Origin of the sequence: Mycobacterium marinum, from assembly GCF_003391395.1 — a bacterium.
Classification (GTDB): domain Bacteria; phylum Actinomycetota; class Actinomycetes; order Mycobacteriales; family Mycobacteriaceae; genus Mycobacterium; species Mycobacterium marinum.
The window spans coordinates 5,981,547-6,001,036 of record NZ_CP024190.1; the positions used below are offsets into that span (position 1 = coordinate 5,981,547).

Here is a 19,490-nt window from a genome sequence, read left to right on the forward strand (position 1 = left end):
CCGGCTGTCAGACCCAGCCGATACGGTCACCGCGTGGCCAACGCACGTTTGCAATACCGCTGCGCGGACTGCCGGTATCTCACCGCCAAGTGGGTGGGGCGATGCCCGGAGTGCAGCAGCTGGGGCACCGTCGAAGAAGTGTCCGTTCTCAGCGCAGTCGGCGGAGGCAGTCGCCTGGGTCGCCGGGCGCACGGTCCGGCGGTACCGACGTCGCAGGCCGTTCCGATAAGTTCCGTCCAGCCCAATCTCAGCCGGCACCGCCCTACCGGCATCGACGAACTCGACCGGGTGCTCGGCGGCGGTGTGGTGCCGGGTTCGGTGACGCTGCTGGCCGGCGAGCCCGGTGTCGGCAAGTCGACGCTGCTGCTCGAAGTGGCCCACCGCTGGGCGCAGTCGGGGCAACGCGTCTTGTACATCTCCGGCGAAGAGTCCGCGGGGCAGATCCGGCTGCGCGCCGACCGGATCGGCTGCGGCGGCCCGGCGGCCCCCGATATCTCCGAGGTCTCAGCGATCGACAACAGCGCGGAGATCTATCTGGCCGCCGAATCCGACCTGCACGCGGTCTTGGACCACATCGACACGGTTGGGTCGGCATTGGTGATCGTCGACTCGGTACAGACGATGTCCACCAGCGAGGTCGACGGCGTTACCGGCGGGGTGACACAGGTGCGCGCCGTCACCGCCGCGCTCACCGCGGCGGCCAAATCCAATGGCTTCGCGCTGATTCTCGTCGGCCACGTCACCAAGGATGGAGCCATCGCCGGCCCCCGCTCGCTAGAACACCTGGTCGACGTCGTGCTGCACTTCGAAGGCGACCGCAACGGCGGGTTGCGAATGGTCCGTGGCGTCAAGAATCGGTTCGGCGCGGCCGACGAGGTGGGTTGCTTCCTGCTGCACGATAACGGGATCGAGGGCGTAGCCGATCCGTCCAACCTGTTCCTGGATCAACGCCCCACACCGGTTCCCGGCACCGCGATCACGGTGACCCTGGATGGAAAACGCCCCCTTATCGGGGAAGTCCAGGCGTTGCTGGCGACGCCGAACGGCGGGGCACCCAGACGCGCTGTCAGCGGGATCGACCATGCCCGGGCCGCCATGATCAGCGCCGTCCTGGAAAAACACGCGCGGCTGTCACTGGCCGTCAACGACATGTATCTGTCCACCGTCGGCGGGATGCGGTTGACCGATCCCTCATCGGATCTGGCCGTCGCGATCGCACTGGCCTCGGCGTATGCGAACCTGCCGCTACCCACCACCGCGGTGATGATCGGCGAGGTCGGCCTGGCGGGCGACCTGCGGCGGGTCAACGGGATGGACCGGCGCCTGGCCGAGGCCGCCCGGCAGGGATTCAACATCGCACTGGTCCCGCCCGGCTGCGAGGCGGTGCCGGCGGGCCTGCGCACGCTCTGCGCGCCCACAATCGTGGCCGCACTCGAGCACATGATCGACATCGCCGACCACCGCAGCGCCCCTTCGGCGAAGGTGCATCGGCTAGACACCTCCCACTAGCGGCGGACGCATAGCAGAATGCACGCTGTGAATCGTCCGACACTTCGTGAGGCTGTTGCCCGGCTGGCGCCCGGCACGGGGCTACGGGACGGCCTAGAGCGCATTCTGCGCGGCCGCACCGGAGCCCTGATCGTGCTGGGCCACGATGAGAACGTCGAGGCCATCTGCGACGGCGGGTTCCCCCTCGATGTGCGCTATGCGCCCACCCGGTTACGGGAACTGTGCAAAATGGACGGCGCCGTGGTGCTGTCCACCGATGGCAGCCGGTTCATCCGGGCCAACGTGCAGCTAGTTCCGGACCCGTCGATACCCACCGACGAATCGGGCACCCGCCACCGTTCGGCGGAACGGGCCGCCATCCAGACCGGCTATCCGGTGATTTCGGTGAGCCACTCGATGAACATCGTGACCGTCTACGTCGGCGGTGAGCGACACGTGCTGAGCGATTCGGCCACCATCCTGTCGCACGCCAATCAGGCCATCGCGACCCTGGAGCGGTACAAGACCAGGCTCGACGAGGTCAGCCGGCAGCTATCCCGCGCGGAGATCGAGGACTTCGTGACGCTGCGCGACGTGATGACGGTGGTGCAGCGACTCGAGTTGGTGCGGCGAATCGGCATCGAGATCGACAACGACGTGGTCGAACTCGGCACCGATGGGCGACAACTGCGGCTGCAGCTCGAGGAGTTGCTCGGCGACAACGAAACCGCTCGGGAGTTGATTGTCCGGGACTACTACGCCAACCACGAACCGCTGGCCACCGCACAGATCACCGCGACCCTCGACGAGCTGGATGCCATCACCGACACCGAGCTACTCGATTTCAACGCGCTGGCGAAGATCTTCGGATATCCGTCCACGACCGAGGCGCAGGACTCGGCGCTGAGCCCGCGCGGCTACCGCGCCATGTCGGGCATCCCGCGACTGCAGTTCAGCCATACCGACCTGCTGGTCCGGGCCTTTGGCAGCCTGCAGGGCTTGCTCGCGGCCAGCGCCAGCGACCTGCAATCGGTGGAAGGCATCGGCGCGACGTGGGCCGCTCACGTCCGAGAGGGACTATCGCAGCTGGCCGAGTCGACGATCGCCGACCAGTGACGTGCGCCCGCCTACCCGCCCTGGGCGGGTGGCGCCTCGGGCGGTGGCGCCAAAGCCGGGCCGGGAGCCGGTAACGGACCGGGAGGCTGCGGCGCAGGATTCAAGATGAATGGAACCGGCTGCGACCGCAGGTTACCCAGCTGCACGACCAGGTTGTAGGTTCCGGGCCCAATCGCGGGCCTCGGCAGTGGGCACTTGGGCGCCGATCCCATCCCGGTCCACGTCACCGCGGTAGTCACCTGCTCACCGGGGGCAAATGTCTTGACCAAGGTCTCATTGGATGGCGCGCAGTCCAGGTTGGACCACAATCGCTTGTTGTCCAGTGAGTACACGTAGGCCGCGAGCACCGCGGCGCCCACGTCCCGCTTGCAGGCCACGAGCCCGATATTGGTGACGACCATGGTGAACTTCGGCTGGTCACCGATGTAGTACTGGGGCGCGTTCGTCAGGCCCTTGACGGCCAACGTGGAATCCGGGCAGTCGTCGCCCTCCTTGAGCACCGGCGGCGGTTGTACCGCGGCGGTGGGGGTGGGGGTCTCCGGATTCTGCCCCTGCGGCGGCGCGCCCGGCGCGTTACCTTCGGTCTGCCCGGCCGGTTGCGGCGCTTGCGGCGCACTTGACCCCGGATGGTCTTGCACACCCGCCGGTTTATCGGCATTGGCAGGCTTGGCACCCGCATTACTCCCGACGAAGGCGATCACAGCGGCGACGGCCACCCCGATCACTACGACCGCGATGCCCAGGGCCAGTCCCCTGCGCCGCCAGTAGATCTCGGTGGGTAGCGGGCCACGCGGTTCCAGATCCAGCACATTCACACCGTAGGCCCAGGTCACGCCGACTCGTTTGACCCGACCCGGCGTGTCGCCGGGTTAGCTGGGGAACGGCCGTGTTAGGGGTCCTCCAAGGCGTGCCTTAACCGCCGCTACACGCCGATATCACCGACATGGTCGCGCAGCACAGCCTGTCCGTCGGAAAGCTGGTAGGTGGCCCCCACGATGGCCAGCGTGCCCGCCGCGACTCGACTGGAAATGGCCGTAGAGCGCGACAGGAGTTGGGCGACCGTCTCGTGTATGTGGCGCTGCTCGAACTCGTCGGGCCGCGACAGCCCATCACGCCTTCCCAGCAGGATGGATGGCGCAACCCTTTCCACCACATCTCGCACATATCCGTCAGGCAGAGTGCCGCTGTCAAGCGCGGCCAACGCGGCATTCACCGCACCACAGCTGTCGTGACCGAGCACGACGATGAGCGGCACGTTGAGCACCGTAACCGCGTACTCGATGGAGCCCAGCACGGCCGAGTCGATGACGTGACCGGCGGTGCGGACCACGAACATGTCGCCCAGGCCCTGATCGAAGATGATCTCGGCGGCCACGCGGCTGTCCGCGCACCCGAAGATGACCGCCGTCGGCTTCTGCCCGGCGGCCAGGCTGGCGCGGTGATCGACGCTTTGACTGGGGTGCAGAGGCTTGCCGGCGACGAATCGCTCGTTACCCTCACTGAGTGCTTTCCAGGCGGTTATCGGATTGGTGTTGGGCATGCCAGCCATTGTGCCGCAACCTTCGATGACCTGCCCCGAACACATACCGGCCACTAATCTTGTCGCCTGGTATGAGCGTTGTTGCCGCGACCTGCCCTGGCGGGCGCCCGACGTGAGCCCGTGGCAGATCCTGGTCAGCGAGTTCATGCTGCAGCAAACCCCGGTATCACGGGTGCTGCCGATCTGGCCGGACTGGGTGCGGCGCTGGCCCACCGCATCGGCGACGGCGACGGCGACGGCCGCCGATGTGCTGCGTGCCTGGGGCAAGTTGGGTTATCCACGGCGGGCCAAACGCTTGCATGAATGCGCCATGGTCATCGCCGGTGACCACGACGACGTGGTTCCCGACGACGTCGATACACTGCTGACCCTGCCCGGCGTCGGGAGCTATACCGCACGCGCGGTGGCCTGCTTCGCGTACCGGCAGCGGGTTCCGGTGGTGGACACCAATGTCCGGCGGGTGGTGGCCCGAGCCGTCCATGGCCGCGCCGAAGCGGGTTCACCGTCGGCCACCCGCGACCATGCCGATGTACTCGCTCTCATGCCCAGTGATGAAACGGCGCCGATGTTCTCGGTGGCCCTCATGGAGCTTGGCGCGACCGTATGCACGGCGCGTGCACCGCGGTGCAGCCTGTGCCCGCTGACCCGATGCACATGGCAACAAGCCGGCTACCCACCCGACAACGGACCGCCACGTCGGGCGCAGGCCTATGCAGGAACTGACCGCCAAGCCCGCGGCCGCTTGCTGGAGGTATTGCGCGCCAATACCGCTCCAGTCACCACTGCCGAGCTGGACGTGGCCTGGCAGAGGGATTGCACGCAGCGTGCACGCGCGCTGAAGTCCCTGCTTGCCGACGGATTGGTTGTTCAAACCACCGACGGCCGATTCGCCTTGACGGGGGAAGAGTAACCGCGGCGATGTGACGAGCGATGTCGGGGATGCCGCGAGCCCGACAGTTTCAACACGCCCAGCAGCGACTGTGCGCCCGAATTGCTTCGCGCGCACAGTTACGAGATCTACTGCAGTACAGCTATTTTCGCTGAAACCACGCAACGCCTTCCCATCACTTTCCCCTCCCGGCCGTCCCACTTATACGAAATATATTTCACGAGTCTTGACGTACGTAGTTTATCTCGCGTAATTTGTTTCACATGCATAGCACATCCTTGATACCTGCAACCGGTGGTGATGCCCGGTGAGCGCCTTACTCATTGGCGTCATAGCGCTGCCCCTCATCGCATCGCTCTCCGCACTCTTCTCCACCCCGCTTCCTGCTCGCCTCGTCGGTCGATTCGGTGCGGCAGCCGCCGGCGCGGGCCTGCTTTGCGCCGTTTTGATCGCAGTCCACGTGACTGTGCACGGATCCATCTCGGCATCCCTGCTATCGCCCCAAGGCACGCTGATAGCCCAAGTCGGGGCCAACAGGTTGGTCACGATTCTGCTGGTGCTCGTCTACGGCGTGAGCACTGTCGCGCAAGTCTTCGCGCTGCGATATCTGGCCTGCGACAGCCGATCTGGCTGGTTCACTGCCGGCACCGGCCTGCTCACCACTGCCTCTGCCGGCCTGATGATCTCCGGAACTCTCATCGGACTGGCCGTGTGCTGGACCGTGGCCGGCGCCGCGCTGTGCCTGCTGCAGGCCACCTACTGGGACCTACCGGCTGCCCGCGATGGTGTGGTGCGCACGGCAACAGCGTTCCTGTTGGGCGACCTGGCCCTATGGTTAGCGGTTGGATTGCTCACGGTCCGATGGGGCAACATCAACCTGTTCGACCTGAGTCCCGGGCCGTTCGAAGGCTCATCACCAACCCTGCTGGCCGCAACGGGCCTGATTGTCATAGCGGCGCTATCACGATCAGCCCAGATTCCCTTTCACCGCTGGCTGCCCGCTACCTTGGCCGCACCGACGCCCGTGTCGGCACTGCTGCACGCGGGTGTGGTTAACGCCGGCGGAGTGTTGCTGGTGCGGTTGAGTCCGATCGTGACCGGGTCGGCCCTCGCCATGGGGCTGGCTTTTACCGCCGGCACGCTGGGCGTGCTGTACGGCGGAGTAGTAATGCTCACCAAATCCGACATCAAGGGCTCGCTGGTCTATTCCACGATGGCGCAGATGGGCTTCATGATCATGACCTGTGGGCTAGGTCTGTCGGCCGCCGCGGTCTTCCACCTGGTGGGCCACGGTTTCTACAAGGCCACCCTGTTCCTGTCGTCAGGATCGGTCATAGCCAAGCGCCGCCAGAAAGCCGACAGGCCGCCCGCCCCGATGCTGAGCACCCGCCGCTGGGCAGCGATCCAACTCACGGCCATGCTGCTACCTGCCGCCGCACTGTATGTGGCCAGCAGCATCCTGCCATCGTCGCCTGGCGAGCACGGCTCCGCACACGTGCTGCTGGTCTTCACCTGGGCGACGGCTGCGACGGCGCTTACCGGCTGGTTGACCACCAGCCCACGAGCACGGGCCGCCCTCACCGGAGCCATGGCACTGCTGATAGCCGCCATCGGATATGTGGCGCTAGTCAAAGCCGTAACCGGATTCATGGGCCCCGACTTGCCGCCGGCCACCGTACCGCCCGCATCCTCTCCGGGCATCGTGGCAGTGGCCGTCGTCCTGGGTCTGCTGACGCTGCTACGCCAGGCTCCGTCCAGCGGCTGGGCCGGCCGCGTACAACGCACCATCTACGCCAAAGCACTTGTTGCTGGACATGTTTCATCGACCCGACCGCGGTCCATGTCGAGCAACCATCCCATGACTCGCCAACTGACAGGAGCGTTGCAGTGACCACTCTGGCTGAACACGTCTCAATCGACACCCGCCGCGCGCAATTGCGCAGCGATGTCAACCTGGCCACCCGGGTGATACCTACGCATTACCCGCTCGAGACCTTTATCGCGGTAAACCCGCTGGCGGGATTGGAGTCAATGCCGTTCGACCAGGCGGTCCGGCGGGCCGGCGACCTCTATGGCAGCGCAGGTGTTCTGGATGAAGCGGCCTACCGGAACCTCTACCGCCTCGGACGCATTACCGACGCCGACCTCGAAACCACGCTGCGCCTGCGCTACCCGGCCTTGCTCGACGGGCACCCCGTCGAGCTGGGGAAACGCACATTGACACCGGCCGAGTTGTTGCGGGCCGACTTGCTCAATGGCAGCTACGCACCAAAGCCTGTGCGACGCAATATGACCCGCAGCGAGCAGGCGGCACCACAGGTAGCCGAGGAGATCGACGCCCAGGCCGCCAAATGGTGCATGGCATACTTCGGATCCCCGGCAGCCGGCTGGCCGATGCCCGGCCATGGCGAGGGCTTCTATCACGCTTGGCGCACCCTGGCCGCGGGCGACCACAAGCTAAGCCGCAGGGTGCGAGCGGCGCTGCGAGAGGCTCCGCGGCGGGCGGACGATGCCGCACTGCAAGCACTGACCCAGCTGGGGGTGGCCGACGAAGGCCGCGTGACCTACTTGCAGGCCCATCTGACGCGCCTTCCCGGTTGGGCAGCCCACGTACGCTGGTCCGCCGAGCATGCAACCGGCGTAGGGATACTGGACTACCTTGCGATGCGGCTGACCTATGAAGCAATCATGTTGGCCCATAACAATGCAAGCGCACCGCGCGCGTCGGTGACGAGCATCCGGCCGCGCATCCCTTCGGCGCGCGAGCGGGCTGCAGCGCTGGCTCGCAGTGCGGGAATCGGCGACATCAGCGACAACGATCTGGGTGCTGCCGCGCGAGTTTTGTCAGCGTTACCCGTTACCTCGCGTCAGATGATTTGGCAACAAGCCTACGAAGCGCACTACCGCGACGCGCTACTGAGTTCAATAGCCAAGGCCAAACCGCACTACAGTGACCAGCGCCCGGCTGCCCAACTCGTCTGCTGCATCGACACCCGATCTGAGGGCTTGCGGCGCCACTTCGAATCCTTGGGCCAATACGAGACGCTTGGCTTCGCCGGCTTCTTCGCCGTCGCCATCCGATTCACCGGACTGCTCGGCGGCACTCCAAACGACCTGTGCCCGGTACTGATTCGGCCTCAGCATGAAGTCAGTGAAAGCCCGGCACCAGCTGCCGGGGTGGCGGCGCGACGCCGACGCGCCGGTAGCGAGCTGATGGCTAGCGCCGAGTCGGCATTTCATGTCGCCAAGCAGGCGCCGATCGCCCCGTTCGCCTTGGCTGAAGCCGCGGGCTGGGCGGCCGGTCCGTGGGCGGCGGCGAAAACCCTGAGCCCGTCGGGCAGCGGCACACTACGACGGCGCCTACGCGACCGGTTGTCACCGCCGGCTCCTACCGTGCTGTCGATCAACGACACCGTCGACCTGGCCCAGCGCAGCCTTTACGCGCAGGTGGCGCTGACCACCATGGGCCTCACCAACCACTTCGCCCGGCTAGTGGTGCTCTGCGGACACGGCAGTATCACCGAAAACAACCCTTATCAGGCGGCACTGGATTGTGGGGCGTGCGGTGGTCAGGCCGGAGGGCCCAACGCGCGCACCGCTGCGGCAATCCTCAACGACGCCGACGTCCGCGCTGAATTGCGCAACCTGGGCATCGAGATTCCGGATGACACCCGGTTCATCGCAGCTCAGCACGACACCGCGACCGACCGAATCGACATCTTGGACCAGCACCTGATTCCGGCTGGATATCACGCCGACATACAAAGGCTGATAACAGATCTAGGCATGGCCGGTACCAAACTGGCCACCGAGCGCTGCTTTGGACTGCCCGGCGGGCCCGCTAACCCCCGCCCGGCACAGGCTGCCCGCCACGTGGCCAAACGCTCCCTCGATTGGGCTCAGGTCTTCCCGGAATGGGGACTGGCCGGCAACGCGGCGTTCATCGTGGCCCCCCGAGCGGTCACCCGTGGCATGAACCTGCAGCGGCGGGCCTTCCTGCACTCCTACGAAGCTGAGGTCGACGCAGACGGTAGCGCTCTGGAAACCATCCTCACCGCGCCCATGGTGGTAGCTCAATGGATCAACTGCCAGTACTACTTCTCCACCGTGGCGCCGGAAATGTTCGGGGCCGGCACCAAGACCATCCACAATGTCGTCGGCGGCGTGGGTGTGCTCGCTGGGCACGGCGGCGACCTCCAATTGGGGTTACCACGACAGTCCCTGACCGATGGCCAGGCGTTCGGCCATGAACCCATGCGGCTGCTGACTGTGGTCCAGGCACCGCTAAAGCGCATCGACATGGTAGTCGAGCGCAACCCAATCCTTCAGCATCTCTTCGGAAATGACTGGGTGTGCTTGGCCGCGAGGGAACATCCCGGCCAGAGCTGGCGCCGCTGGACCCGCGGCGACTGGCGCCGTTGGGACACCAACGGACCAACCGACCACAACAACGCAACCGACCAGGAGGTAATGCCATGCCAGTAAACGGATTGACCAAGATGACCAAGATCGAAGTCGTTGTCACCGGGGAACATGCACCTGCAGTACGAGATCAGTTCAACAGCTGTGGGGCAACAGGTTTCACCAGCGTGTCGGGCGTCTCTGGACTTGGCCATCACGGCTATCACCAGGGCCGGCTGCTCTTCAATCAACAGGCATCTCTCGAGATGCTCATCACTGTCGTCCCGGATGCAAAGACCGAGGCGCTGATCGCCGGATTGCGGCGCCTGCTCGACGGCTCGCCGGGGGTCATGTTTGTCACCGACACCTACGTCAGCCGGCCCGAGTACTTCAGCTAGTCCACCACCATAGAAAGGAAGTTGCCATGTCCAACCCGTCCACCGTCTGGAATCAGCTTCAGACCGGTAATCGATTCTTCCGCAGCACCTTGCGGACGACTGGGAAGCACCCCGCAAAAAAGCAGTCACCCTCTGCGGTGGTGTTCCGCTGCGCCGACGCGGATACGGCAAGCGAGGCGGTGTTTGGTCAAGCGTGGGGATCACTCGTTGACGCCAGCAACTGGGGGCACGTGATCGACAGCGGCGTCTTGGCCACCGTCGAATACGCCGTCGGCACGCTGCACATTCCACTGATCGTCGTGCTCGGCCACGAACACTGCACCGCGATGAAGACCGCATTGGAGTCCTGGAATAACGTCAGCATCCCCGAGGGAGCGTCTCGAGCCGTCGTCGAGCAGGCGATGTCGTCACTGGCCCGACAAGACGCGACGATCAGCGCGGTCGACGAGCTGGCCGAAGCTCATGTAGTACACACAGGTTCCTCGCTGCTGCACAAGTCGCCCGTGGTGGCCAAGGCAGTCGACGCAGGAGAATGCGCGATCATCTGCCTGGTCAGCGATAGCAACGATGGCCGGCTTCGCGTCTGTGCGACATTCGGCGACGTCGGGGAAAGTGGAACACCGCTGCTGGAATGCGTATAGGTAAGGCGGGCCGCCGGCCTGGCAGGAGCCCATCCAGGTCGGCGGCCAGCCCGGACAGTGGAATTGACGTGGAAATGACCAGGAAAGATCTTCCTGACCGGACAATCGACAGCTACGCCGGAGCGTTGATTGCCATGGGCACCATGCACGGGAAAGAGCATCAGGTGGCACCCGCTTTCGCTACGACGCTCCGAGCACGCGTCGTCGCGCCAGCAGGAATCGACACCGACCAATTCGGCACCTTTGCCGGAGAAGTGACCAGGGCCAAGACACCGCTAGCCGCCGCCACCGCCAAAGCCCGAATCGCGATGGGATCGGCCGATGTGCCCTACGGTTTGGCCAGCGAAGCCAGCTACCACACCTGGTGTGGCTTGGCGGCCATGCACGAAGAAATTCTGGTGTTTGTTGATGACACCCGAGACATCCGAGTCGTCGAGGGTGTCAATGTCCCGGGCGCCCCTGGTCCGCCCACCGCAGTGGACACCGCTGATGACGCCGTCCGCGCAGCACACCGTTTCGGCTTCCCCCAGCAAGGTGCGATCGTGAAGACCAGGGTTGGCGATCAGGTGCAAGTGTTCGGCAAAGGGATTACCGATGCCGACACACTTATCCAAGTTGTCGGGGCAGCGATAGCCGCTGGTGACCATCACTCGGTTTGGGTGGAACCGGACCTGCGGGCCCACCACAACCCCAGCCGACGCGATGTGCTTTCAGTACTGGCGGCTCGGCTCGCGAACCGGCTCGCCACGTACTGCCCTCATTGCTCGTGTCCCGGGTACGGGAAGGTTGCGGTGCGCGAAGGGCTGGCCTGTCGAGCATGCGGGTGGCCCACGCGCGTTGTCTCCGCCGATATCCTGGCGTGTCCGGCATGCGAGCATTACGCCAGGGTTGAGCGCAACCAAGCCCTTGCGGACCCGCGCCACTGTCCGCAGTGCAATCCCTAGCTACTTCGACCTGAAAAAGTCGGGCGTGGTTGCGCGCCTTGATGGCCTTTGAACTGGGACAATGTCCTCGAACCCTTGGTGAGAAGGATTCGAGGACATTGTGTTTCGTACTGTAAATGATCAGCCGACGTTGTGGGATGCGATCCTGCCGGCCGAGCTGTTGGTGTTGCCCGCGGAACTTGCTCGGGTAGATGAGCTGTTGGATGATCCGGTTTTCTTCGCGCCCTTCGCGAGGTATTTCGACGCCCGGATCGGTCGGCCATCGATCCCGATGGAAACCTACTTGCGGCTAATGTTTCTCAAGTTCCGCTACCGACTGGGCTTTGAGTCTTTGTGTCGGGAGGTGTCCGATTCGATCTCCTGGCAGCGGTTTTGCCGGATTCCGTTCGGTACCCGGGTGCCGCACCCGACCACGTTGATGAAGATCACCACACGGTGTGGCGAGGACGCGGTCGCCGGGCTCACCGAGGCGCTGTTGGCCAAGGCGGCCAGCGCCAAGCTGCTGCGGACCGATAAGGTCCGCGCCGACACCACCGTCATTGCCGCCGCGGTGGCCTACCCGACTGATTCGGGCCTGCTGGCAAAGGCCATCGGTTCGATGGCACGCACCGTCAAACGCATCAAGGCCGCGGGCGGGGCGGCTCGCACCCGGACCCGGGACCGGCGGCGCTCGGCCGGGCGGCGGGCCCGCTCTATTGCCGCCAAGCTCAAACTGCGTGGCGAACAGCAGCGCGATGCGGCCCAGTCCGCGGTACGCCGGATCACCGGCGAACTGGCCGCGATCACCGAATCGGCCATCCGCGAAGCCACCGCGGTGATCCGCAACGCGCGACGTGCACTGCGCACTGCGACCGGGCAGCGCAAAGGCCGGCTGCACCGGGCGATCAACCATCTGAACACCCTTGTGGAACGCGCCGAACGTGTTGTGGCCCAAACCCTTAGCCGCCTGGCCGGGATAATGCCCGAGTCGGCGAGTCGGCTGGTGAGCTTCCATGATGTCGATGCCCGCCCAATCCGCAAAGGACGCCTCGGCAGGCCCGTGGAGTTCGGTTACAAGGCCCAGATCGTAGACAATATCGACGGGGTCATCCTCGACCACAACGTCGAGGTAGGAAACCCCGCAGACGCCCCCCAACTGGCCCCGGCAATTGCACGGATCACCGCCCACACCGGGCGCACGCCTGGCGCGGTCACCGCCAACCGCGGCTACGGCGAGGCATCGGTGGAACGCGACCTACCCGAACTCGGCGTACGTGCCGTGACCATCCCCCGCAAGAGTAAACCCAGCGCCACGCGCCGCGAGTTCGAGCACCGGCGAGCGTTCCGCGAAAAAATCAAATAGCGGACCGGATCCGAAGGACGTATCAACCACATCAAACGCAGCTACGGCTGGAACCGCACCGAACTCACCGGCATCACCGGCGCCCGAACCTGGTGCGGACACGGAGTCTTCGCCCACAACCTCGTCAAGATCGGCGCCCGCACAGCATGAACCAACACCCGGGCCGACCCAGATGCAACCTACGGCCACAATCCCGGGTCCCCAGATCAAGCCATCACCGCAACGCTCAATTTTTCAGGTCGAAGTAGCTAGTCAATAGCTAATCAATACCCGCACGCTATCCCGCGGTCACGATAGAGCTTCGACAAGTTCCCCCACCGTATGGCTGGCTTCCAGCGGATGGCGCAACCTGCCTTCCGGGTTCAGCTCGTACACATTTCTACGACCCACCTTCGACTTGATGAGGTAATTCTCGTCGGTCAGATCGGTCAATATGGCTTGCACAGAGCGCTCGGTGATGCCGATGAGCACTGCCAACTCACGTGTGGTCAGCGGTTCGCCAGTCGATAAGCACAACAAGACGTGGGCATGATTCGTCAGGAAAGTCCACGTGCGATCAGCAGCTTCGACGGGGGGCTGCGCTGCCCTACTCCGCTTTCCCGCGACGCTCACCCAGGTAGGATACGCTACCCGATTTCGCGTAACTCACTTCGCGAATCGGTTCGACGACGCACGGAGCCGCCCCCGTTGCGTAGGCACCAACGCAAGGCGGGGCGCCACCATCGGGTGTGCTCACGCCAGCGTCAGAAGACTTCGGATCGGGGCGGGCATGCTCATGGTCGTGCGCCGCAGAGAAACGATTCGACTGCTCGTCGGTAAACATGGGGAGCTTCGTCGTGAACCAAATGCCCCGCTCCCGCGACGTGCACATATGCCGTACAGCTGGACACACGAGACATCGCAAGCATCTGGCCCGGCGGCGTTACGGAGTTTCCGGCCTCGATCAGAAGCGCCGGCTGCCGCACCGCCCGCCATTGTGCCCAGTAGTCGCGCGTACCCCATTCAGCGGCGATCTGGATCCACCGCGAGGTGTACCCATGCAGGCGCCACCCCGTGGCCGTGCGGTCGAAGGCTTCCAGAAAGTACTGCCCGGCAAGCGGCCCGAATTCCGCGAATACCTGATCGGCCGAATCGAATTCAACGGGAAGTGCGTGCAACCACGGCTCCCACGGGCCGGTGGTGCGGCCGACGAAATCCGGCGCCATGTCCTCGACCACCAACGCCGACACCAGCCCGGGACGCTCGGCGGCCAAACACCACGAATGCAGGGCACCCATCGAATGTCCGACCAGCCTGGCCGGCCCGCCCAGCTCGGCCACCGCCTCACCCAGGTCGGCCACGAAACGTTCGGTGCTGATCGGATACGGATCGTCGACGTCGCGGCCGCGGTGCCAGGGCGCGTCGTAGGTGTACACGGCACCGAGGCGAGTCAGCCACGGCAGCTGACGCGACCACGTGGCGCCCCGGCCCATCAGCCCGTGCACCAGGACCAACGGCTCGCCCTCTCCGCCGTGATAGGTCAACAGATCGGTGGGCATGGACCTATCTTGCGCGGCGTGCCGACGCTCGAGCCAGGCGCGGTAATCTAGCCGAATGCCAGTGGTGAAGATCAATGCAATCTCGGTGCCGGCCGGCGCTGGCCCCGAACTGGAAAAGCGCTTCGCCCACCGCGCGCACGCGGTGGATAACTCTCCGGGCTTTCTCGGCTTTCAATTGCTGCGTCCAGTCAAGGGTGAAGACCGCTACTTCGTGGTGACACACTGGGAGTCTGATGAAGCGTTCCAGGCTTGGGCGAACGGGCCCGCCAAAGAAGCTCATGCCGGCGAACGGGCCAATCCCGTGTCAACCGGCGCCTCGCTATTGGAATTCGAGGTTGTGCTCGACGTTGCAGGGAACACGCCGGCTGACTAACCGGGGCCGCAACCGGCTGCGCAGCGTGACGGTGCTCACCGCCGCCGCGGCGCTGGTGCTGACGCTGACACCTGGGTGCTCGTCCTCGCCCACCCCATCGGCCAACGCGGCCAACCCGCAACGCCGGATCGACACCGTGACTCCACCGGGTCTGCGCGCCCAGCAGACCATGGACATGCTCAATTCGGACTGGCCGATCGGCCCGGCCGGAGTGGCCACGCTGGCCGCGCCCAGCAAGGTCGACTCGGTCGAAGCCACCATGGAGGGACTCTGGTGGGACCGGCCGTTCGCCCTCGACAGTGTGGACATCAGCGCCAGCGTGGCAACGCTGCACCTGACCTCCTCCTACGGCGCGCGACAGGACATCCGCCTGCACACCGATGACGGCGGCTGGGTGGACCGGTTCGAACTCGAAACGCTTCCCCCACCGACGATCACCGCCTGGCGCGACGTCGATGCCGTATTGAGCAAGACCGGCGCCCGATACTCCTACCAGGTGTCCAAGGTCGAAAAGGGGCAGTGCACTCGAGTCGCGGGCACCAACACCAACCAACCTCTACCCCTGGCATCGATTTTCAAGTTGTACGTGCTGCATGCCCTGGCGGATGCGATCAAGAGCGGCACCGCATCCTGGGACGACCAGCTGACCGTTACCGCCAAGAGCAAGGCCGTCGGCTCCTCTGGCCTGGAATTATCTCCCGGCGACCATGTTTCGGTACGCCGGGCGGCCGAGAAAATGATCGCCAATAGCGACAACATGGCCACCGACTTGCTGATCGGGCGGCTGGGTAAGCATGCCATCGAGCAGGCGCTGGCCACCGCCGGCCATCACGATCCGGCCAGCATGACTCCTTTCCCCACCATGTATGAGCTGTTCTCGGTGGGTTGGGGTCAACCCGATCTGCGGGAGCAATGGAAGCAGGCGTCTGCGCAACAGCGAGCGGCATTACTCGAACAGGCCGATTCGACTCCGTACCGCCCCGATCCGACTCGTGCCCACACCCCGGCCTCAAACTACGGTGCCGAATGGTATGGCAGCGCCGAGGACATCTGCCGGGTCCACCTGGCACTGCAGGCCGATGCGGTCGGTCCCGCCGCACCGGTGCGAAAGATCCTGTCCGCCGTCGCGGGCATTGCGCTAGACCGCAACTACTGGCCCTACATCGGCGCGAAAGCCGGTGGTCTGCCGGGAGACTTGACCTTCAGCTGGTATGCGGAGGACAAGACCGGGCAACCGTGGGTGGTGAGCTTCCAGCTGAACTGGCCGCGTGACCATGGACCGAATGTGACCGGATGGATGCTGCAGGTCGCCAAGCAGGTCTTCGCGCTGGTCGCTCCCGAATAGCGGTCCATACCGCGGCTGCGAACCGTTGGGCGGCAAGCGAAATTCGGGCGGTTCGCAGACCCCGCAGTCGGTCTTTGACGCCCCATCGGGCGACCTGGACTATTCCCTCGCCGATGTTGGATCCGCTCATCTTTGAGGCACCGACCTCCCGCTCGGTGAAGGTAATCGGCACCTCGACCACGGCGAAGCCGGCATTGAGGCTGCGCCAAGTCATTTCAACTTGGAAGCAATAGCCCCTGGATTCGAGAGTGTCGAGGTCGAGTGCCTCGAGCACCTCGCGGCGATAGGCCCGATAGCCACCGGTGATGTCATAGACACCGACGCCCAGTATCAACCGCGAGTACGTATTGGCCGCCTTGGACAACACGCGCCGTCGCCGTGGCCAGTTGCGTACCGTCCCGCCGCGCACATAGCGGGACCCGATGGCCAGATCGGCGCCCACCGCAACAGCCTCCAACAGTCGGTGCAGCTGTTCGGGAGCGTGGCTACCATCGGCGTCCATCTCGACTAGCACCGAGTAATTGCGCTGCATACCCCAGACGAAACCCTGCAGGTAGGCCGCGGCCAGACCGTCCTTGACGTTGCGGTGCAACACGTATGTGCAGCCGGGGTCGGCGGCGGCCAGCTCGTCAGCGAGTTGGCCAGTGCCATCCGGACTTTCGTCATCAACGACAAGAACATGCACGTCTGGGCAGGCATCCTTGACGCGCCGGTGGATCAGGGGCAGGTTCTCCCGCTCGTTGTACGTCGGGATTATCACCAGGACCCGCCGGCTCCGACCATCGCCCGAATTCTCATGCGGGTCTCGCTCGTGGGTCATTTGCCTCCTTCAGCTGGCCCGATGGCCGAGGCCGCCACCGACACCGCAACGTCGTCGCGGGCCTCACCGCGCGCGGGTAACAGGAATGCGACCACGACCGCGCCGACCGCGGCGAATACCCCGCATGCCAGACAACCGACGCCAAAGCTTTCCAGGAATGCCGATTCGACGGCATGCCGGATGGCTGGCGCCTCCCCGACGGGGAGCTGGTCGAGCACCTGCTTGGCTGCCGCCATCGACTGCCGCATCGCGGCACGCGCCGCCGGATCGAGGCCATGCAACGCCGCATTATCGCTCATCGACCTCAGGTAGACCGATGCGAAGACGCTGCCCACGATGGCCACTCCCAGGCATGCCCCGAGTTGGCGGGACACCCCGGTCACCGCCGATCCGACACCGGCGGCGGTCGGGCTCAATGAACCCATGATCGCCTCACTGGCCGGGGCCATGGTGAGGCCCAGTCCGCTGCCGAGCGCGGTCATCACCGCCGCGATCAGCCAATACGGCGTGCCGGCGTCGAAGCCACCCGCGCAGGCCACGGAAACCGCCACCATCACAAGGCCACTGGTGACCACTGCGGTGGTACCCACCCGTTCGACAATGCGCGGAGCGATGACACTGAGGCCCGCATAGGAGAACGCAAGCGGCACCAGCCGCACCCCCGTGTCGAACGCGCGGTAGCCAGCCACAAATTGGAGGTACTGCGTGGCAACGAAGATGAAGCCGCACATCACCAGATAGGCGGTTGTGACCGCCGCGGTTCCTCCGGAGAACCGGCGGTTCGCGAAGATCGACAGATCAAGAATTGGGTGCCACGTTCTTCGTTCCACCCAGAGGAACACCGCGAGCAAGACGACCGCGAGCGCAAAGCCCGCAGCGGTTCTCGCACTGGCCCAGCCGATGTTGGGCGCCTCGATGAGCGTGTAGGTCAAGACGGTGACGCCGATGGTCGATACGAGCAGCCCCGGCAGGTCAAGCGGTGGGCGATCGGGGTTGCGCGAGGTTGGTACAAACATATTTACGCTGACTATGGCGACAACCGCGATCGGTACATTGACCCAAAAGATCGAGCCCACCGAGAAGTGCTCTATCAGCCATCCGCCCAGAATCGGCCCAACAACCACCGCGATGCCAGTGACCGCCGACCAGACTCCAATTGCTCTGGCGCGGTGCGTCGAATCAACGAAAACATTTGTGACCAACGCCAGCGATGTCGGAAAGATGATCGCGGCACCGACCCCCATCACCGCGCGCGCCCCGATGACTGCTTGCGCCGAGCCGGCGCTGGCGGCCACCGCAGACGAGGCGCCGACAATGACAAGGCCGATCGTGAGCCAGCCGCGCCTGCCATAACGATCGCCTAGATTGCCTGCCGCCAAAAGCAATCCGGCCGCAGCAATCGCATACGAATCGACGATCCACTGCAGCTCGGCGTTGCTAGCCCGCAACGCACGAGACAACGTGGGCAGCGCGACATTGACGATGGTCAAATCGATAGATGCGATGAAACTGCCTAGAACGATGACACCCAGCACCAACTTCGGACGAACATTGCCGCGGTTCATGGATACCCGAATCCCGGACACTGCGTCCGGGGCACCCTCGCAAACCGGCCGCACGCTCGGGGCATCACGCCGCCCGCACGGTCATCAGCTCAGCCAGGGCCAGCAAATCCTCCGCCGCGGTCGGCTCCGGTTCGGCGGCAGCCAGAGCGTCAAGAGCCAGGCCCCGATGCCGCAGCGCCTCCCCCTCCGCCCAAGCCCGGCCGCCCGCATCCTCAATCAAGTCAGCGGCGAACGCCAACTCATGATCGCTGAGGGCGTCACTGCCGCCAAGCAGGGTTTCCAGCTTGGCGCCCGCCGCCGTGCCAGAGGACAGCGCGGCTACCACCGGCAACGACTTTTTTCTCGACTGCAGATCGGAGAACACGGGTTTGCCGGTAACCGATTCATTGCCCCAGATTCCGAGAATGTCGTCGACCAGCTGAAAAGAGAGTCCCAAGTGGCGACCGAACTGCGCGTACTGGTCGGCAACAAGACTGTCGGCGCCGGCCGCGAGCGCACCCAATTGACACGCCACGCCGAACAGAGCGCCCGTCTTCTGTTGTGCCATTTGAAGACACTCGGGCAACCAGACTTTGGTGCGTTGCTCGAAGGCGAGGTCGGCGGATTGGCCGGCGCACAATTCCAGTGCCGCTTTGCGCAACGCCGAGCCCGAGGCCCCCTCGTGGACCAAGTCCAACGCCAGCACCAGCAGCGCGTCACCGGTGAGTATCGCCATCGGTACGCCGTAGACCACCCACGCCGCCGGGCGATGCCGCCGGGTTACGTCACCATCCATGATGTCGTCGTGCAACAAAGAACAATCGTGCACCAACTCGACCGCTACCGCAGCTGCAATCGCGGCATCCATTGCCCCGCCAGCTGCGCGCGCGCAGGTAATCGACAGGGCCGGCCGAACAGCCTTGCCATGGCGCACCGAACTGTCGCGCCCATCGGGTTCCCACCAGCCGATATGAAACCCTGCGCAAAGCCGCAGCGCGGGCGAGAGATTATCGATCACAGCTCGCTGCTTCGGTTCAATAAGCAGTCGAATATCGTTCAGTAATAACGTAATCCGCGCGGGAGTTGTCGAAGCCCGAACCGGACGCGCCAT

The 19,490-nt window shown here is 64.8% G+C and carries 17 protein-coding genes and 1 pseudogene; 11 read left to right on the plus strand and 7 right to left on the minus strand.

Annotated features, from left to right (window positions below; genetic code table 11):
* Positions 1-33 precede the first annotated feature (33 nt).
* Complete coding sequence (radA, locus tag CCUG20998_RS25345) at positions 34-1,509, plus strand: DNA repair protein RadA (protein ID WP_015357440.1); 1,476 nt, start codon at positions 34-36, stop codon at positions 1,507-1,509.
* A gap of 18 nt (positions 1,510-1,527) precedes the next feature.
* Positions 1,528-2,604 carry a DNA integrity scanning diadenylate cyclase DisA gene (gene disA, locus CCUG20998_RS25350; protein ID WP_081651100.1) on the plus strand — a complete coding sequence of 359 codons (1,077 nt, stop codon included), beginning with the start codon at positions 1,528-1,530 and terminating at the stop codon, positions 2,602-2,604.
* 11 nt (positions 2,605-2,615) lie between these two features.
* On the opposite strand, the gene CCUG20998_RS25355 is transcribed toward disA, so the two are convergent.
* Both CCUG20998_RS25355 and CCUG20998_RS25360 read right to left on the minus strand, forming a co-directional pair.
* Entirely contained in the window at positions 2,616-3,413 is a 798-nt protein-coding gene (locus CCUG20998_RS25355) for a hypothetical protein (RefSeq protein ID WP_099052727.1), read from the minus strand.
* A 113-nt stretch (positions 3,414-3,526) separates the two neighbouring features.
* On the minus strand, positions 3,527-4,144 hold the full coding sequence (locus tag CCUG20998_RS25360; protein ID WP_036456724.1) for a carbonic anhydrase: 618 nt from the start codon (positions 4,142-4,144) through the stop codon (positions 3,527-3,529).
* On the opposite strand from CCUG20998_RS25360, the gene CCUG20998_RS25365 reads away from it, so the two are divergent.
* The 7 genes from CCUG20998_RS25365 to CCUG20998_RS25395 all read left to right on the plus strand — a co-directional run bounded on the left by CCUG20998_RS25365 (position 4,143) and on the right by CCUG20998_RS25395 (position 12,759).
* The gene (locus tag CCUG20998_RS25365; protein ID WP_036456725.1) at positions 4,143-5,054 is read left to right on the plus strand and encodes an HhH-GPD family protein; all 912 of its coding nucleotides are present in this window, start codon (positions 4,143-4,145) and stop codon (positions 5,052-5,054) included. The genes CCUG20998_RS25360 and CCUG20998_RS25365 overlap by 2 nt on opposite strands.
* 286 nt (positions 5,055-5,340) lie before the next feature.
* On the plus strand, positions 5,341-6,924 hold the full coding sequence (locus CCUG20998_RS25370) for a proton-conducting transporter transmembrane domain-containing protein (RefSeq protein WP_036456726.1): 1,584 nt from the start codon (positions 5,341-5,343) through the stop codon (positions 6,922-6,924).
* Positions 6,921-9,518 carry a DUF2309 domain-containing protein gene (locus CCUG20998_RS25375; RefSeq protein WP_020730849.1) on the plus strand — a complete coding sequence of 866 codons (2,598 nt, stop codon included), beginning with the start codon at positions 6,921-6,923 and terminating at the stop codon, positions 9,516-9,518. The genes CCUG20998_RS25370 and CCUG20998_RS25375 overlap by 4 nt, the downstream gene beginning before the upstream one ends.
* On the plus strand, positions 9,509-9,832 hold the full coding sequence (locus CCUG20998_RS25380) for a P-II family nitrogen regulator (protein WP_020730850.1): 324 nt from the start codon (positions 9,509-9,511) through the stop codon (positions 9,830-9,832). The genes CCUG20998_RS25375 and CCUG20998_RS25380 overlap by 10 nt, the downstream gene beginning before the upstream one ends.
* Positions 9,833-9,858: 26 nt before the next feature.
* Positions 9,859-10,473 (plus strand): carbonic anhydrase, encoded by a 615-nt coding sequence (locus tag CCUG20998_RS25385; protein ID WP_020730851.1) that lies wholly within the window; start codon positions 9,859-9,861, stop codon positions 10,471-10,473.
* 74 nt (positions 10,474-10,547) lie between these two features.
* Positions 10,548-11,417 (plus strand): DUF6671 family protein, encoded by an 870-nt coding sequence (locus CCUG20998_RS25390; RefSeq protein WP_050674640.1) that lies wholly within the window; start codon positions 10,548-10,550, stop codon positions 11,415-11,417.
* 100 nt (positions 11,418-11,517) lie between these two features.
* The gene (locus tag CCUG20998_RS25395; RefSeq protein ID WP_020730853.1) at positions 11,518-12,759 is read left to right on the plus strand and encodes an ISNCY-like element ISMyma11 family transposase; all 1,242 of its coding nucleotides are present in this window, start codon (positions 11,518-11,520) and stop codon (positions 12,757-12,759) included.
* 288 nt (positions 12,760-13,047) lie between these two features.
* On the opposite strand, the gene CCUG20998_RS25400 is transcribed toward CCUG20998_RS25395, so the two are convergent.
* Both CCUG20998_RS25400 and CCUG20998_RS25405 read right to left on the minus strand, forming a co-directional pair.
* Positions 13,048-13,371 (minus strand): helix-turn-helix transcriptional regulator, encoded by a 324-nt coding sequence (locus CCUG20998_RS25400; RefSeq protein ID WP_036456727.1) that lies wholly within the window; start codon positions 13,369-13,371, stop codon positions 13,048-13,050.
* A gap of 161 nt (positions 13,372-13,532) precedes the next feature.
* Positions 13,533-14,297, minus strand: a complete 765-nt coding sequence (locus tag CCUG20998_RS25405) for an alpha/beta fold hydrolase (RefSeq protein WP_020730856.1) — start codon at positions 14,295-14,297, stop codon at positions 13,533-13,535.
* Positions 14,298-14,352: 55 nt separating this feature from the next.
* On the opposite strand from CCUG20998_RS25405, the gene mhuD reads away from it, so the two are divergent.
* Together mhuD and CCUG20998_RS25415 are read left to right on the plus strand one after the other, a co-directional pair.
* The gene (gene mhuD, locus CCUG20998_RS25410; RefSeq protein ID WP_012396612.1) at positions 14,353-14,670 is read left to right on the plus strand and encodes a mycobilin-forming heme oxygenase MhuD; all 318 of its coding nucleotides are present in this window, start codon (positions 14,353-14,355) and stop codon (positions 14,668-14,670) included.
* Positions 14,645-16,015, plus strand: coding sequence for a serine hydrolase (locus CCUG20998_RS25415; protein ID WP_020730858.1), 1,371 nt, complete (start codon positions 14,645-14,647; stop codon positions 16,013-16,015). The genes mhuD and CCUG20998_RS25415 overlap by 26 nt, the downstream gene beginning before the upstream one ends.
* Before the next feature lie 64 nt (positions 16,016-16,079).
* Here CCUG20998_RS25415 and CCUG20998_RS28810 read toward each other — a convergent pair.
* From CCUG20998_RS28810 to CCUG20998_RS25430, 3 genes and pseudogenes are all read right to left on the minus strand, one after another.
* Positions 16,080-16,793, minus strand: a pseudogene (locus CCUG20998_RS28810) (polyprenol monophosphomannose synthase); the annotation flags it as partial.
* Between the two features lie 38 nt (positions 16,794-16,831).
* A complete protein-coding gene (locus tag CCUG20998_RS25425) occupies positions 16,832-18,400 on the minus strand; it encodes a DHA2 family efflux MFS transporter permease subunit (RefSeq protein ID WP_036456729.1) in 1,569 nt (522 codons plus the stop codon).
* Positions 18,401-18,464: 64 nt separating this feature from the next.
* Positions 18,465-19,397: a polyprenyl synthetase family protein gene (locus CCUG20998_RS25430; protein WP_020730860.1), complete on the minus strand. Its 933-nt coding sequence runs from the start codon at positions 19,395-19,397 to the stop codon at positions 18,465-18,467.
* Positions 19,398-19,490 lie beyond the last annotated feature (93 nt).

Excerpts from the sequence above, each read along its gene's own strand:
- CCUG20998_RS25425 (WP_036456729.1), bottom strand. The coding sequence starts at position 18,400 with ATGAACCGCGGCAATGTTCGTCCGAAGTTGGTGCTGGGTGTCATCGTT.
- CCUG20998_RS25380 (WP_020730850.1), top strand. The coding sequence starts at position 9,509 with ATGCCAGTAAACGGATTGACCAAGATGACCAAGATCGAAGTCGTTGTC.
- disA (WP_081651100.1), top strand. The coding sequence starts at position 1,528 with ATGCACGCTGTGAATCGTCCGACACTTCGTGAGGCTGTTGCCCGGCTG.
- CCUG20998_RS25390 (WP_050674640.1), top strand. The coding sequence starts at position 10,548 with ATGACCAGGAAAGATCTTCCTGACCGGACAATCGACAGCTACGCCGGA.
- mhuD (WP_012396612.1), top strand. The coding sequence starts at position 14,353 with ATGCCAGTGGTGAAGATCAATGCAATCTCGGTGCCGGCCGGCGCTGGC.
- CCUG20998_RS25365 (WP_036456725.1), top strand. The coding sequence starts at position 4,143 with ATGCCAGCCATTGTGCCGCAACCTTCGATGACCTGCCCCGAACACATA.
- CCUG20998_RS25360 (WP_036456724.1), bottom strand. The coding sequence starts at position 4,144 with ATGCCCAACACCAATCCGATAACCGCCTGGAAAGCACTCAGTGAGGGT.
- CCUG20998_RS25385 (WP_020730851.1), top strand. The coding sequence starts at position 9,859 with ATGTCCAACCCGTCCACCGTCTGGAATCAGCTTCAGACCGGTAATCGA.
- CCUG20998_RS25405 (WP_020730856.1), bottom strand. The coding sequence starts at position 14,297 with ATGCCCACCGATCTGTTGACCTATCACGGCGGAGAGGGCGAGCCGTTG.